At 49.5% G+C, this 14,043-nt stretch carries 16 protein-coding genes; 7 read left to right on the top strand and 9 right to left on the bottom strand.

The features are described 5' to 3' along the window. Positions 1-131 precede the first annotated feature (131 nt). The 3 genes from EVJ21_RS10800 to EVJ21_RS10790 are packed head-to-tail and all read right to left on the bottom strand — an operon-like array spanning position 132 to position 1,459. Positions 132-440 (bottom strand): DUF1349 domain-containing protein, encoded by a 309-nt coding sequence (locus tag EVJ21_RS10800; protein ID WP_131441326.1) that lies wholly within the window; start codon positions 438-440, stop codon positions 132-134. Next, positions 412-954: an NUDIX hydrolase gene (locus tag EVJ21_RS10795; protein WP_131441327.1), complete on the bottom strand. Its 543-nt coding sequence runs from the start codon at positions 952-954 to the stop codon at positions 412-414. Before EVJ21_RS10795 ends, EVJ21_RS10800 begins: the two co-directional genes overlap by 29 nt. Before the next feature lie 13 nt (positions 955-967). Next, entirely contained in the window at positions 968-1,459 is a 492-nt protein-coding gene (locus EVJ21_RS10790) for an LURP-one-related/scramblase family protein (protein WP_131441328.1), read from the bottom strand. 129 nt (positions 1,460-1,588) lie between these two features. On the opposite strand from EVJ21_RS10790, the gene mntA reads away from it, so the two are divergent. Continuing rightward, on the top strand, positions 1,589-1,996 hold the full coding sequence (gene mntA / locus EVJ21_RS10785; RefSeq protein WP_131441329.1) for a type VII toxin-antitoxin system MntA family adenylyltransferase antitoxin: 408 nt from the start codon (positions 1,589-1,591) through the stop codon (positions 1,994-1,996). Continuing rightward, entirely contained in the window at positions 1,989-2,396 is a 408-nt protein-coding gene (gene hepT / locus EVJ21_RS10780; RefSeq protein ID WP_131441330.1) for a type VII toxin-antitoxin system HepT family RNase toxin, read from the top strand. The genes mntA and hepT overlap by 8 nt, the downstream gene beginning before the upstream one ends. 90 nt (positions 2,397-2,486) lie before the next feature. Here hepT and EVJ21_RS10775 read toward each other — a convergent pair whose 3' ends face one another. Beyond that, positions 2,487-5,264, bottom strand: coding sequence for a glycoside hydrolase family 3 C-terminal domain-containing protein (locus EVJ21_RS10775; protein WP_131490480.1), 2,778 nt, complete (start codon positions 5,262-5,264; stop codon positions 2,487-2,489). Beyond that, positions 5,261-6,343, bottom strand: a complete 1,083-nt coding sequence (locus tag EVJ21_RS10770) for an alpha/beta hydrolase (RefSeq protein WP_201739022.1) — start codon at positions 6,341-6,343, stop codon at positions 5,261-5,263. The genes EVJ21_RS10775 and EVJ21_RS10770 overlap by 4 nt, the downstream gene beginning before the upstream one ends. 290 nt (positions 6,344-6,633) lie before the next feature. Here EVJ21_RS10770 and EVJ21_RS10765 point away from each other — a divergent pair, with 290 nt between their 5' ends. After that, positions 6,634-8,079, top strand: coding sequence for a DEAD/DEAH box helicase (locus tag EVJ21_RS10765; protein ID WP_131490477.1), 1,446 nt, complete (start codon positions 6,634-6,636; stop codon positions 8,077-8,079). A gap of 299 nt (positions 8,080-8,378) precedes the next feature. Here EVJ21_RS10765 and EVJ21_RS10760 read toward each other — a convergent pair whose 3' ends face one another. Next, positions 8,379-9,572, bottom strand: coding sequence for a DUF4317 domain-containing protein (locus tag EVJ21_RS10760; protein ID WP_131490475.1), 1,194 nt, complete (start codon positions 9,570-9,572; stop codon positions 8,379-8,381). 255 nt (positions 9,573-9,827) lie between these two features. On the opposite strand from EVJ21_RS10760, the gene EVJ21_RS10755 reads away from it, so the two are divergent. Then, complete coding sequence (locus EVJ21_RS10755) at positions 9,828-10,460, top strand: HNH endonuclease family protein (protein ID WP_131490473.1); 633 nt, start codon at positions 9,828-9,830, stop codon at positions 10,458-10,460. Between the two features lie 18 nt (positions 10,461-10,478). Continuing rightward, positions 10,479-10,721 carry a hypothetical protein gene (locus tag EVJ21_RS10750; protein WP_131490471.1) on the top strand — a complete coding sequence of 81 codons (243 nt, stop codon included), beginning with the start codon at positions 10,479-10,481 and terminating at the stop codon, positions 10,719-10,721. A 33-nt stretch (positions 10,722-10,754) separates the two neighbouring features. Here the strand turns inward: EVJ21_RS10750 and EVJ21_RS10745 are convergent, their stop codons facing one another. Further along, complete coding sequence (locus EVJ21_RS10745; RefSeq protein ID WP_131490626.1) at positions 10,755-11,225, bottom strand: peptide-methionine (S)-S-oxide reductase; 471 nt, start codon at positions 11,223-11,225, stop codon at positions 10,755-10,757. Positions 11,226-11,307: 82 nt separating this feature from the next. Between EVJ21_RS10745 and EVJ21_RS10740 the strand changes: the two genes are divergently transcribed. Together EVJ21_RS10740 and EVJ21_RS10735 are read left to right on the top strand one after the other, a co-directional pair. Continuing rightward, complete coding sequence (locus EVJ21_RS10740) at positions 11,308-11,571, top strand: hypothetical protein (RefSeq protein ID WP_131490469.1); 264 nt, start codon at positions 11,308-11,310, stop codon at positions 11,569-11,571. Between the two features lie 133 nt (positions 11,572-11,704). Continuing rightward, the gene (locus EVJ21_RS10735; RefSeq protein ID WP_131490467.1) at positions 11,705-12,070 is read left to right on the top strand and encodes an NUDIX domain-containing protein; all 366 of its coding nucleotides are present in this window, start codon (positions 11,705-11,707) and stop codon (positions 12,068-12,070) included. 85 nt (positions 12,071-12,155) lie between these two features. Here EVJ21_RS10735 and EVJ21_RS10730 read toward each other — a convergent pair whose 3' ends face one another. Further along, positions 12,156-12,749 (bottom strand): DUF4230 domain-containing protein, encoded by a 594-nt coding sequence (locus EVJ21_RS10730; RefSeq protein ID WP_236633561.1) that lies wholly within the window; start codon positions 12,747-12,749, stop codon positions 12,156-12,158. A gap of 275 nt (positions 12,750-13,024) precedes the next feature. Next, positions 13,025-13,969: an aldo/keto reductase gene (locus EVJ21_RS10725; RefSeq protein WP_236636583.1), complete on the bottom strand. Its 945-nt coding sequence runs from the start codon at positions 13,967-13,969 to the stop codon at positions 13,025-13,027. Positions 13,970-14,043 lie beyond the last annotated feature (74 nt).

The raw sequence follows: 14,043 nt of genomic DNA, 5'->3' as shown, positions 1-14,043 counted from the left end.
TTTCCGAAAGCGCTTTCGTTATGTCTATTATAATTTTTTCGCCTACCTAGATTCAACCATTTTCTTGAAGTGAAATGAAAATGACACATAAAAAACACCAACCCATAATCAGGTCGATGCTTAGGTTTTCCTCACTGTCCAATCTGAAAATGTGACTGAAAATCCTGAATGTATTCGATCGACGTCTTGAGCCAATGGTCGTCATTCACATACAACAAAATGCCAGCCTGTTCGTATGTATGGCTCGGCTTCATCTCTACAGTCGCGCGACACGTGAACTGTTCGGTCGACACATCCGTCAACAGGACGTGCGCCGTCATCCGGTTGAAACCGTAGTGGGTATTGCGCCAAAAATCGGTGTCCGCTTCTGTCTCGAAGGTAAGTCTCTCCCGTACATTTATTGCTTTCGGCTCATTGATCCACGTGTACTGCTGCCACATGATTGATTCCTCCCCATTGGCCTCGCATCGCGAACAAAAGTGGAATCATCGGTTCGTGGTACGGGATGAATTCTCCTGATCGGATCATGTCGAGGATGGTCGCCTCATCCGCCCACTGCACCGCCTGCACTTCTGATTCTTGAAGCGTCAACTTATTCAAATCGACATCCATTTCGACAAGATAGATGTCGTCGAACCCTTCGTCAAAGTTGATCGTCAAATGTGGTCGCGTATCTTTTAAGTCTAGTGTCAGACCGATCTCTTCTTCAAGCTCGCGCATCGCCGCCTGTTGACTCGTATCGCCGACCGTGGCACTGCCGCCGACCGTGATGTCCCACATGTTTGACCAGCCGTCTTTGAACGTCTGGCGCTGTTGAATCAACATCTGTCCTTGCTTGTTAAAGATACAGACGTGGATGACAAGATGGTAATCGCCATTCTCGAGACGATTGCCCCGCTGCCACGTCCGCCCTGTCTTTTCTCGGTCAACGTTATAGACGTCCCAAAACTCCATCGTTCAATCTCCTTTATGTGGCCGCACTCGCTGCCGCTTGATCTGATTTCACACAATCGATGGCAACGACGATTGAGATGAGCATGTCCTCCATCGTCTCGTCGATCACTTGAATCTCATACGTGTCGCCCCATGACAACCATTTCTTCTGGACGCTGCCGATGACTTGCCCGTTCTGTGTCACCTCGAAGTCCATATCCCACCAGTCGCCATCGATTTCAATCCCTGCTGCGTCAATCGTATAACGCGGTTTGAAGAAGGTGAACTCTTTTGAGATCGTCATCGTCTCTTCGCCCTCGACGTCGACGTAAAACTTCGGTAAGAAACTGAACGTCTTTTTCGTAATGGTCGTGATCTCGCGCCCATCCTTGTCCGAGATGGTGAACGACTTCGGCAGCTTCATAAAGCTCCCTTCGACGAAATACATATCGTTTTCATCCGCGTCCTTGATCGTGAACCGTCCGCGCAAGCTGAAGACTTTCTGTTTCATGTAAAGCGTGTTCATTATCATCCCTCCATTTTTTACGTGTTATTCTCTATACGGCTCTTTACCCGATTATGGTTCGTTTTTTATGATTGAATAAATGTTCAGGCTTATACTCGAGAGCGTATAATGAAATGAGGAGGTGAGAGTATGATTTCTGAAAAAGTAAGACAAACGATCATTGAAACGCTTCAACGTGAAACAGACGCGGATTTCATCTTGTTGTTCGGGTCATTCGCCAAAGGAACAGATCGTGAGGATAGTGATGTCGATTTAGCATACTTCGGTCAGAAGCGACTCTCACCATATAATCGCTTTGCCTTGGCGAGCGAATTAGCGCTTCTATGCGGGCGAGACGTCGACTTGATCGATATCCGTGAAGTCGACACCGTCTTTGCCATGCAAATTTTCTCAGAGGGCGTTCCATTATCGATTCAAGATCAGAACGAATTTACGCGACAACAGATGAAAGCCTTTCGGATGTATGCCGAATTGAACGAACAACGAGACATCGTCTTGAAAGAAATCAAAGCTAGAGGAAGTGTATTCGATGAATGATGTTGTGTTGAACAAAGTGACGACAATCGAGCGCTGTCTTCAGCGAATCCATGACGTGTATGACGATAATCCAGATCACCTAAACGATTTCACGAAGCAAGACAGTATCATTCTCAACATCCAACGCGCCTGTGAAGCGAGTATCGATATCGCGATGTACCTAGTCAGTCAAAAGAAGTTGGGCGTACCCAAAGCGAGCCGGGACGGGTTCATCATGCTCGAGGAAGCAGGTATCATTGATAATGCCTTAGCGAAGACGCTCATGAACATGGTCGGATTCCGTAATATCGCCGTCCACGACTACCAAGCACTCCAACTCGAAATTCTTGAAGCGATTCTCGAAAAGCACATCGATGATTTTAAAACGTTCACAAAAATTATCCTGCAACTGGATGTGTGACAATCGTGGCTTCTCAGTGCCATGAATCACCACAGTAATCCTTAAAAGTATATTAAAACGCCGCCTCGTTTCCGAGACGGCGTTTTCCAATTATCCGTTCTTCATGCTGAACGAGTCAGCGAGCGTGAACGTGATGTCTTTCACGTCGAGACCGCCGAGTGTGAAGTAGAGTTGCAAGTAGTTGTGTTGGTTCAAGAAGAACAGTTGCTTCGTCTGCGTCACCCATTCCCCGCCCGTTCCGTTAAACGTGAACGTCGGACCCGGGATGTTGTTCGCAAATAGCGTCACCGGCATTTGAGCGAGCTCTCCTGCTTCTGAACGGGCCGTGATCGTCACGTCGTACGTGCCCGTCTCATCGACCGAGACGGCGAAGACGTGTGTGTTCCCCGTCGATGTGTCCGCGTCGATCAAGCTGACGCTCTCTCCGTTCGCAAGATGCTGATACGTCACATCGAAATCGATCGTTTGTCCTGCTTCTTCGTCGAGTCCGATCACTTCGACTGAACCGTCATGAAGCCCGAGCAGACGCTCCATCGCCGGAGACTGCAAGACGAAGCGGCAAATGTTCGCCGCACTCCGCAACAGTTCCGCCCGCGTCAACGTACCGGCAGCGAGTGCCGCTCCCGTATTGTCGTCGAACGAGTTCGTATCCGGACGGTCGACGACCATGTACAAGTCGTTCTGCGACTGGACCATCGCCGCCGTGTTCTGACGGTTCGCCGGCTCATCTTCATGGTGGTTCACTTTCGCCCACCAGTCGGTCATGACGATGCCTTCAAAGCCCCACTCGTCGCGAAGGACACGTGTGTTCTGATCATATAGCCCGGCCGTCCAGACGCCGTTGACGGCACCGTACGTCGTCATGATCGACGTCGCCTTGCCTTCTTTGACCGCCATCTCGAACCCTTTCAAATAAATCTCGCGTAACGCCCGTTCCGAGACGACCGAGTCGATGTCGTGGCGGTGCGCTTCTTGGTTGTTGGCGCTGAAGTGTTTGAGCGTACCGGTCACGCCGACGCGGTGCATCCCGTTCAACTGGGCGATCGCCATCTTGCCCGTCACGTGCGGATCTTCCGAGAAGTACTCGAAGTTCCGTCCGTTAAGCGGATTACGATGGATGTTCATCCCTGGTCCGAGCAACGTGTCGACGCGGTTTTTCCGCATCTCGAGTCCCGTCATCTCGAACAGGTCTTCGATCAACGCCACGTTGAAGCTTGACGCCAACAGCGTCCCGTTCGGCAACGCGAACGCCTTCGTGCCGATGTCCATCCGGATACCAGACGGACCGTCCGCGCAACAAGCGGCCGGAATGTCGAGCTCGTTCAAACGGTCCGACACGCCGCCGAACGCGGCGGCCGTCCCTGGTGTCACGCGAGGCGAATTCATGCCTTGTCCGCGGACGATACAGGCGAGGTCCTCATCCGTCAACTGGTCGAGGAACGTCTCAAGCTCGGCTTTCCCGTGATAGACGTCCGTCAGCTTCAAGCCGTTGTCGCTTGTCTGATGGCGCTGCATCGGACGTTCGGCGAGATAACGTGCCTCGACGTCAACCTGGCGCAGCGGTGTTTCTTCATAGCTGACTTCATATCCTTGACCGCTTGCGACCGGCTTGATGCGGTCAAACGGTGTGACCGGCGCCATGTTCTCGCTGAGCGTCTCGACGACTTGTAGTTCGGCGAGCTCATAGTCGAAGACCGCGACAGCTGAACGGACGTCCGTCCCAGCGTGAATCCGGTACGTCCCTGCTTCTAAGACAAAGCTCGATGCGTGTCCGGTGACGCCACGATCGTCATAGCTCGCAAAGTCCGTGACCGGGACGGAGAATTCGAGCGTTTGCCGCTCTCCTGGTGCAAGCAGACCTGTCTTATCGAACGCGACGAGGGCGCGCGCCGGGTTACCGAGGACGCCTTGCGGCTTCTCGACATACAGTTGCACGACTTCTTTCCCGTCAACTGCCCCGGTGTTCGTCACCGCGACGTTGATCGTAATCAAACTGTTCTGTTCACTCGCTTCAACGACTTCCGTGCTGAAACTTGTATACGACAACCCGAAACCGAATGGATAGAGCACCTCGTCTTTCGCGAACGTCTCGAAATAGCGATAGCCGACATAAATATCTTCTTGATAAATTCCTTTGTCGGCATGACCGAAGTTTTTCGTCGACGGATAGTCGTCAATCGACCGGGCGATCGTGTCTGTCAACTTGCCGGACGGGCTGACTTTGCCTGTGAGTACATCGACGAGTCCCGTCCCGCCTTCTAATCCCCCTTGCCATGCGTAAAGAATCGCGCTCGGCTCATAGTCCGTCGCCCACTTCATGTCGATGATGTTGCCGACGTTCAAGACGACGGCCGTCTTCGTAAACGCCTTCGACACTTTCTCAATCAACTCGTGCTCGATCTCGGTCAACAAGTAGCTGCCCGGGTCGGCCGTGTTGTCACGGTCCTCACCCGCCGTACGCCCGATCATGATGAGCGCCATATCTGACTTGGCTGCCGCTTCCGCGACGAGCGCGTCCGTGACGGCCATCTCCGGCTGTGACCACGGTTCCCCGGCCCAGCCGACACCTTTGTCGAACGGGTTTTCTTCGACCCACGCCTCATACGTCTGAAGGAGCGACTCGTTCAGCTGGATGCCTTCACTCGCTTGGAGCGCCTCGAGCGGACTCGTCACGTGGGAGACGTTGACCATCCCACCTGAGCCGGTCCCGCTCTTATAGTAATTGAATTGGCTGCGGCCGAACACGGACACGGTCGTCCCCGCCTGGATCGGCAGCGTCTGTTCGTTCTTTAAGAGGACAGCCCCTTCGGCGACCGCCGTTCGCGCCAGTTGTTTATACGTATCCCAGTTCAAAGTGTAAAGTTTCATGTTGTCAGCTCCTTCATTTCGTTTGCGATTTCGTTCATACAGTCTTCAGCTTGCGGATAGTCCCCGATTTTATCGATGAAGGCGTGGTCCATCCCTCGGTATTGGATCAGTCTCGTCTTCACGCCGTCGCGCGCGAGTTTCCGCGCATACGCCTCGCCTTCTAAGCGCAAATAATCGTACTCCGCCGTCACGATAAGCGCGGGCGGGAGGTTCTTCAAGTCGTCCGCCAACAAGGGCGATACGAGCGGATGCGTCACGTCGGTCGCACCTTGTAAATAAATGTTGTTGAACATCGAATCCGCGTCGCTGAACGCTAGCACCATCCCGCGAATCAAGTCGTGATGATGTCGGATATCGTATTGTGCGATGTCCCATGCGTAATCATCTGTCGGGACCGAACCTAAATTGACGACCGGATAGATGAGTGCCTGGAAGCTGATCATGCTCGTCTGTTGCGCACGATCGAGTAAACAGCAGCCGGTCGCCAAATTTCCCCCGGCACTGTCGCCCGCGACGGCGATATTGTCTCGCAACACCCCGAGCTCATCGGCCTGGTCGTATACCCATTTGACCGCTTGAAAGCAATCATGTAAGCCAGCCGGGAACGGATGCTCCGGCGCGAGCCGATAGTCGACCGAGACGACGACCGCGTTCGCTTTCTCAGCGAGCGCTTTGCACGGGTTCTCGACCGTATCGAGTGTCCCGCCAAAGAAGCCGCCGCCATGGAAGAACAGGACGGCCGGTAACGGCTCGTCTGACTCGGGCCGATAGAGTCGGGCCGGGATGTCGCCTTCAAGACTTGGAATCGAGATTGATTCCGTCGTGATCGGACGTGTCGTCACGTCACGGTTCGGCCAGCCCATACTTGCGCGGACGGCCTCAAGGTCAAACGGTGCCGGTGTCTCATCGCCCGTTACGTGTTGATTTTTGTTCGCCAACACACGCGGGTCGAGGTCGCCTTGTTTGTTTAAGTCCGGGATCGGTTTGATTGTCGTCTCGACGCCATCAATCGTCTCACGAATATGTACTGCACTTAACTCGTCAACTAACCGTTCGTATGAGTTACTTTGAGTCGACATGAACTGAATGCTCCTTTCTCAATCACCGCTACCTTGCTGATGACAACTTTACCTGTTGACTTAAATCTTACTTTTTCAGACACGGCTTCAAATTCGACAGTATCATCGGTGAAGTGTTGACGTAACTAGCGTTAGACGGTAAAAGTCAGTTCGACCTCTCCCCCTTCGCTCTCGCTCGATTTCACGGATGAACGACGAACCGCTCCCTTTCGTGTATAATGAGACGTAAACTAAATTGCTAATGAAAATTTCTACAACAGAAGTTTCTTACACGAAAACGAGGTAAACATATGAATCAACCAAACTTTGCGGACTACCGCTTAAGTGAAGACATCCAACGCGCACTCGGTATCATGAAGTACGTGGCACCGACAGAAGTGCAACAGAAAGTCATCCCGCTCGCACTTGAGCACCAAGATTTAGTCGTTAAAGCGCAGACCGGGAGCGGCAAGACGGCCGCATTCGGCATTCCTATCACTGAAATGATCGCGTGGGAAGAAAACAAACCACAAGTGTTAATTCTCACACCGACACGCGAGCTCGCCGTCCAAGTCCGGGAAGACATGACGAACATCGGCCGCTTCAAACGAATCAAGGCGACTGCCGTTTACGGGAAAGAACCGTTCTCAAAACAACGTGAAGACTTGAAACAGAAGACGCATATCGTCGTCGGGACACCGGGACGCGTCATGGACCATATCGAACGCGAAACGCTCGTCTTGGACCAGATCAAGTACTTGATCATCGATGAGGCGGACGAGATGTTGAACCGCGGCTTCCTCGCCGACGTCGAAGCCATCATTCAAAAGCTACCGACCGACCGCGTGACGATGGTGTTCTCGGCCACGTTCCCGAACGACATCGAGCGTCTGTGCAAACAACACATGAACGAGCCGACCCGCATCTCGATCGAGTCTGCTGGCGTCACGGCCTCGACGATCGAGCACGGCTTGATCGAAGTCCGCAATGAAGACAAGTTGTCGGTGTTACAAAACATCACTGTCGTCGAAAATCCTGACAGCTGTCTCATCTTCTGCCGGACGAAAGAACATGTCGACACCGTGTATGGCGAGCTCGATAAGGCCGGCTATTCTTGTGAACGGCTCCACGGTGGACTTGAGCAAGAAGACCGGTTCGCCGTCATGGAAGGGTTCAAGACGGGCAACTTCCGTTATCTCGTAGCGACAGACGTCGCGGCACGCGGCATCGATATCGATAACGTCAATCTCGTCATCAACTATGACGTCCCGATGGAAAAAGAGAGCTACGTGCACCGGACCGGACGGACAGGCCGCGCCGGTAACAAAGGGAAAGCCCTTACGCTCGCGACTCCTTATGAAGGTAAATTCGTTCGCGCCATCGAAGCGTTCATCAAGTTCGAGATTCCGACGATGGACGCCCCGACCGAAGCACAAGTCGCTCGCGGCAAAGCGGCGTTCGAAGAGAAGTTGAGCGGTCGACGCGTCGTCCGTAACAACAAGACAGCGCGCATCAACCAAGACATCCTGAAGCTTCACTTCAGCGGCGGGAAGAAGAAAAAACTCCGTGCCATCGACTTCGTCGGCACGATCGCCAAAATCCCAGGTGTGACCGTTGAAGACATCGGCATCATTACGATCACCGATCAGATGACGTACGTCGACATCTTAAACGGGAAAGGCTCAGTCGTCCTCCAGGCGATGGAGTCGACACCGATTAAAGGCAAAAAGCTAAAAGTGAGTAAAGCACATAAATAACCAATCCAGGTCTCGGAGAGTTTGATTTCTCCGGGCCTTTTTGTGTTTTGACCACGTTATCGAAAGCGCTTTCGGAAAACAGTAAAAAAATAACGGTTTCGAGAGAACGCTTTCAACAGAATCATACCGATAACACGTCTTGAATTCAACCTTCCTCACCTGATTGTCATAAAAATAGCTCAGGCGATTGCGCCTGAGCCTTTATCTTCTCTAATGTAGAACATCCATCTATTGAACGCTACCAGCCTATGTTCAATCCGATCTGTCGGGAGCCATCGATTTCCTTCAACCAGAATGAATTAGTCGAGCAGTTCTTCAGAGATCAACTTGAACCCCTCAATCTCCGTGTCGTCTTCTACTTCGATCAATAGACACGGTCTCCCTTTATAGTTCACTTGCTTCACATATTTCAAGTCTTGCGGACTAATGGCGATGTTGGCCACTTTCGTATTGATTTTGATCGATTTCGACGTGTATTTCGGGATGACGCTACTCGCCTTCATCTCGTACTGCCGGTCGTCGACGACTTGCTGGAACGCCGCTTCGACTTTTTCTGTCGTTACGTCCTCGACGCCGCTCGCTTTCAACACGATCTCGACCGTGCGGGCATCCATCATCGGCACCGTCTGGTCTTCCTCTTCGCGCTCGGCTTCGGCGACGATGATTTGATTGATCTCGTCATACACCGTCGCAAGCGTCGCCAAGTTGACTTCTTCGCCGATGACAGCTTTGACGACTTCTTCGAACATCGCCTTCTCTTCGACGGCCGTCACGATCTCGGTGCCGTTCAACACATTCTCGATGAAACGGAAGTCCGGTTGGTGCGCCTTCTGGGCCGCATACAAGATATGGTTGACGTCGGCCGCGTTGTCGGTGAAACACGGGAACAAGAAACCGCCGACGGGTGCGTCGAGTTTGATGACAGGATTGATGAAGACGTTCGATTTGTACTCCCGCTCGATAAAGTCGAACACGAGCGACTGTTTCGGCAGTTCGGTCTGGTTGATGCTGCCGAGGATGAACCGCGACGTGTATACTTCGTCGCGCATGTCGATTTCCGTCTCTTCGGAATGACGACGTGTCGGTTTATTGTATTGGAAGCGAATAAACGTGACGACGACATCTTTCTCAAACGGAGCGTCTTGGACCATCTTTAATGCGACTTTCTGCATCGAGGCTGCCCAGTCTTCTGTGTCTTCCGTTTTCAATCCTTTGTACAACAACGTTTGCGTATGGTCCGTCTGCCCCGCTTCCGGCGTCTGGAACTTCACTTCAAACAGCTTCTCGTCGAGCTTGCCGCCGAGTACTTTCTTAAAACTCGTCAAAAACAGTTCCTGATGCTCTTGCTCCAAAAACGGGAACGAACGCATCTCTTCGTGAAAGATCTCGTTACTGTCTTGGCGGATATAAATATTATAAATTTCAGCGATTTTGACCGCTTCCGCATTCAACTTGAAATGCTTGCGGATTGCCGCGATATCTTTTTGATTCATCTGTCCCAACTCCTTCGTTCTTGACTACAAACCGACTTCATTATACCAATAGTTGTTGCTCGCGCGTATGTCAGTAGTTCTAAAGCCGGGACGTCTGATGTCATGTCTTATGTCTAAAACCTCAACTTTTCTAATCTTTTGATTCATTTTTGTAAATTTCAGTATTTCTTCATGTTTCGCCATGTATATTCGATGTGCATCAAGCAATTCTGGATGTGATTCACCCAGTCGTCATACATACTAGGAGGCACAAACATGCTCAAAAAATGCATCAGTTCTTTGTTCGCCATCGTTCTAGTCGTCACGTCGCTTCACTTAACCACACCGACCGCTTCGGCGCTCCCGCCGGGCATCCCGTCGAAGTCGAACGCCCTCACGAAGCTGAACGCGTTAACGGTCAAGACTGAAGGTACGATGACCGGTTATAGCCGTGACTTGTTCCCGCACTGGAGCGGTCAAGGCAACGGTTGTGATACACGTCAAATCGTCTTGAAACGCGACGCGGACTCCTACGTCGGCGACTGCCCGGTCACGTCAGGGTCATGGTACAGTTACTATGATGGGGTGACATTCACGTCGCCATCTAGCCTCGATGTCGACCACGTCGTACCTTTGGCTGAAGCATGGCGTTCAGGCGCGAACAGTTGGACGACGACGAAACGTCAAAGTTTCGCCAACGATTTAACTGGCCCGCAGCTCATTGCCGTCTCAGCTAGCTCGAACCGCTCAAAAGGTGACCAAGATCCGTCAACATGGCAGCCGACACGGACCGGGGCACGCTGCGCTTATGCGAAGATGTGGGTCGAGACGAAGAGCCGTTGGGGACTAAGCCTGCAGTCGTCGGAGAAAGCGGCCCTTCAAACCGCCATCAACGCTTGCATTTACTGATTCAGAAAGGAGTCTGCTATGAATCAACATTCCTCTACATTTAAAGCCTCACATGGCGTTATGACTGAAGAAGTCGGCGTCATCAGCGGCGAACTCGAATTACGGACGACGTGTCAGGAAGACGGCACGCTCGAACTCGCCATCACATACGTCGGGGCGGCCGAATGGTACACATTGCCCGGGAAAGACTACAAACTGCATGACGTGCGCGACCATGACGTCGTGCATCAGTTGCTCGTCAACGTCCTCACACGCGATTAACGAAACAGAGCCGACACAACGCTGTGTCGGCTCTTATTTGTATTTATCGAGCAACGTTTGCGGGATATGGCAATAATCGTCCGGACAGCGTTCTAACCGGTCTTGATGCTCGTCCGCACTCCGTACGTAGTTCGTGAGCGGCAACACCTCGAGCGCAATCCGGTCGACATCACGCCGTCTGTGGATAAACGCACGGGCCGCATCCACATGCCGAAGATCCTCGCTATAGACACCGGTCCGATACTTCTCCCCGACGTCCTCGCCTTGACGATTGACGCTATACGGGTCGATGATCTCAAACAAGTAATCCATCAATTCATCCATCGTAACGACTTCTGGGTCAAACGTTGTTTTGACGCATTCGGCGTAGCCATCATAGTCCCCATCAAGCGTGTTCGTCGTCCCGTTCGCACGTCCAGCTTCCGTTTCAATGACACCAGGTAGCGTCTTGATGAACGCCTGGACGCCCCATAGGCAACCTCCTGCTAAGTAAATCGTCTCGATTGTCCTCACTCCCCATCTGTAAGTTTCAGGAAATCCTCGCTATACTATCGTTATACATGATTTTACAAAAAGGAGTGTCCTTTTGAAAACAATCAAACTTGGGGTTCTCATATCTACCCTGCTCCACCTGCTTTACTTCGTTGGAACGTTCACAATCGGACTCATTCGGACGGCCCGGTATGAGCCTGACATCGTGTCACAAGCGAACAACGTCGAAATGCTTCAAAACGAGGTCGTTATCGGAACGACGGGAGCTCCTCTCTATTTCATGTTAACGTTTTTCGGTCTCACTGCCATCATAGTACTTGGATTGATTACGGTTCAAAACATCCGACGAGTCCGTTAAACATCAAATAAATATGGAAGAACTGTGCTACTTAATTAAAGAAAAGTCGAGAAAATCTTATTTCAGCATGTCAAAAATCAAGTTATACAACTGTAAATCGGTTAAAACTTGCTCGCCAAAAGGAGATAATATGATGATTGCTCAAGCCGTTGTAATACAAGAAAATAGAGTTTTGATGGTCAAGCAATACGTTCAAAGAGGAGATATTGTTTGGAATTTTCCTGGCGGTGGTGTTGAACGAACTGAAACTCATGAACAAGCTTGTATCAGAGAAGTAAAAGAAGAAACAGGATACGATGTGAAAATAAATAGACTACTATTTAAAAACTCAAGCAAATACACTTTCGTTGCGGAAATTATTAGCGGAGACCTTTGCATTGACTTGGATAATGAAGTTAATAACGACATTATTGATGTAGCCTGGATTTCACTTAATGACAAGGCTAAATTTGATAACTTTACAGCTCCATTGTTGGCGCTCTTAGTAGATGAAAAATGATAGATAAAAAAGGGAAATCTACACTTACAACGTAGATTTCCCTTTTAGCGTGAGCATTAATACATTTATGAAGTTAGTTTGTATTTTAATAAAACTTAACCGTAACATTCTCATATCCGTTAGAGTTCAAAAAAGAAGTCAATAATTTTTCCGCTGCTTTGTCTGCCTCTTCTAAGAATCCCTGATCAACCTTTTTCTTTTCAACCTTTTCTTTCTCAGCATTGATCTCATCAAATATCGTCTGAGTAGGATAGTCTGAAAAAATATTACCTTTTACATCTTCTACTTTAGCTTTCTCAGTTTCGGCAACGTTATCAAGAATTTTAGATTTTGGAACTCGTACTAACATGCGGTCATCTGCATCGTCGTATGACAATTGAATATTGGAGAAATCAGTCCCTGCTTTCAAATACCCAGAATACTCAATTAGCCTAATTGCTTCAGCAAATTTTATGTCCGATAATCCCACAAGAGAAACCTCTCTATTAGTTCGACTCACAATGACTTGGCTATATTCATATTTCAATGTTGCCAGTTCTGACAATTCTACGATTTTGTCCTGAACTAAAGATGTATCAGAGCTCTTATTCGTTGTGAGTTCAAACGGTTTAAATTGGAATAGAATAATCGAACCGGCTATTACAATAATCAGCACTAAAACCAGACTCGTTACCATCATTTTTTTCACGTTCATATCTCCTCATAAAATATGTAATTTTTATCCTTATATCAAGTATACATTTTTTATCTTTTATAAATAAATACAAATTTTAATAAGTTAAAATAGATTTTATGAGGTTTGTTTAAATCAATGCAGAATTATTCTTTAGCTAAAAACAGCCAAAACAGATCTACGATATCGTAATTGTAAATCTGTCCGCCATTTCGTTTATTTATGCTATGATTCATTCCGATTGATCCGATATGACCGACACATCCGCCGACCTTCTTCAATTACCACGGCAGCTTCGAACCACTTATTTCTTCTTCCCATAGTTTATGGAGCTCATTTAACACCTTCATCGACAGCTCACCTTCTGATGCAGAAATATTGTGTTGCAGTTGTGCAATATTTCTCGCCCCAGGAATGGTGGTAGACACTTCTTCGAAAGAGAGAACATATTGGAGTGCCGCTTGTACCATCGAGCGTTCTTCTCCAAGAATGAGACGAACTTTTTCTACCAATCGAGCTCTTCTCTGAATTTCTTCTTTACTCCATCTGTCCCGAATCCCGCTAAATTTACTATAACGATCATACTTTCCAGTTAGCCAACCTGAATCGAGTGGAATCTTGGCAATGATTCCGACGCCTTGTTGGTATGCCAGCTTGATTGACTCGGCTGGTTCCTGATGAAACATATTGAACATGACCTCAATCACCTGACTGTCGGTATGCTTGATTAATTCGGTCACTTCTTTTCCCGTATCAACCGAAGCCCCATACGATTTAATTTTCCCTTCAGCTTTTAGCTGTTCTAGTAACTCAAACTGCGGAGATTCACTAGTTAGCGTTGAGAACGGAGGATTATGTAGTAAGAGGCAGTCTAAATAATCGGTCTGTAATCTGCGTAAACTACTTTCGACAGATAACCGTAACTGCTCTGGTTCAAAGTTCAGCTCTCCATTTGAATGATGGCCGCCCTTACTACTAATGACGACTTGATCTCGTTTTCCTCTAACGGCTTTTCCGATCAACTCTTCACTTTTCCCGGCTCCATAGTTTGGTGCCGTATCAAAAAACGTGCAATCTTCATCCATTGCTTGTTCCACTAAATGGATCGCTTCTTCATCCGTCATCTTGCCCCAGTCTTTTTCATTACCTAACTGCCATGCTCCAAAGCCGATCTCCGATACTTCAATCCCTGAATGTCCCAATGGTCGTTTTTTCATTTTTAACATAATTAAGCGAGAATTCTCCCACCTCTAAGCGTCTGGGGCGAAGCCCAGCGTAGGTGGGAGATGAATCGCCCGTA

This window comes from Exiguobacterium sp. SH0S2, from assembly GCF_004337185.1.
In the GTDB taxonomy this organism is placed as follows: Bacteria; Bacillota; Bacilli; order Exiguobacteriales; family Exiguobacteriaceae; genus Exiguobacterium; species Exiguobacterium aurantiacum_A.
This window is presented reverse-complemented; position numbering and strand designations above follow the sequence as displayed.

Excerpts from the sequence above, each read along its gene's own strand:
- EVJ21_RS10800 (WP_131441326.1), bottom strand. The coding sequence starts at position 440 with ATGTGGCAGCAGTACACGTGGATCAATGAGCCGAAAGCAATAAATGTA.
- EVJ21_RS10795 (WP_131441327.1), bottom strand. The coding sequence starts at position 954 with ATGGAGTTTTGGGACGTCTATAACGTTGACCGAGAAAAGACAGGGCGG.
- EVJ21_RS10790 (WP_131441328.1), bottom strand. The coding sequence starts at position 1,459 with ATGAACACGCTTTACATGAAACAGAAAGTCTTCAGCTTGCGCGGACGG.
- mntA (WP_131441329.1), top strand. The coding sequence starts at position 1,589 with ATGATTTCTGAAAAAGTAAGACAAACGATCATTGAAACGCTTCAACGT.
- hepT (WP_131441330.1), top strand. The coding sequence starts at position 1,989 with ATGAATGATGTTGTGTTGAACAAAGTGACGACAATCGAGCGCTGTCTT.
- EVJ21_RS10775 (WP_131490480.1), bottom strand. The coding sequence starts at position 5,264 with ATGAAACTTTACACTTTGAACTGGGATACGTATAAACAACTGGCGCGA.
- EVJ21_RS10770 (WP_201739022.1), bottom strand. The coding sequence starts at position 6,343 with ATGTCGACTCAAAGTAACTCATACGAACGGTTAGTTGACGAGTTAAGT.
- EVJ21_RS10765 (WP_131490477.1), top strand. The coding sequence starts at position 6,634 with ATGAATCAACCAAACTTTGCGGACTACCGCTTAAGTGAAGACATCCAA.
- EVJ21_RS10760 (WP_131490475.1), bottom strand. The coding sequence starts at position 9,572 with ATGAATCAAAAAGATATCGCGGCAATCCGCAAGCATTTCAAGTTGAAT.
- EVJ21_RS10755 (WP_131490473.1), top strand. The coding sequence starts at position 9,828 with ATGCTCAAAAAATGCATCAGTTCTTTGTTCGCCATCGTTCTAGTCGTC.
- EVJ21_RS10750 (WP_131490471.1), top strand. The coding sequence starts at position 10,479 with ATGAATCAACATTCCTCTACATTTAAAGCCTCACATGGCGTTATGACT.
- EVJ21_RS10735 (WP_131490467.1), top strand. The coding sequence starts at position 11,705 with ATGATTGCTCAAGCCGTTGTAATACAAGAAAATAGAGTTTTGATGGTC.
- EVJ21_RS10730 (WP_236633561.1), bottom strand. The coding sequence starts at position 12,749 with ATGATGGTAACGAGTCTGGTTTTAGTGCTGATTATTGTAATAGCCGGT.
- EVJ21_RS10725 (WP_236636583.1), bottom strand. The coding sequence starts at position 13,969 with ATGTTAAAAATGAAAAAACGACCATTGGGACATTCAGGGATTGAAGTA.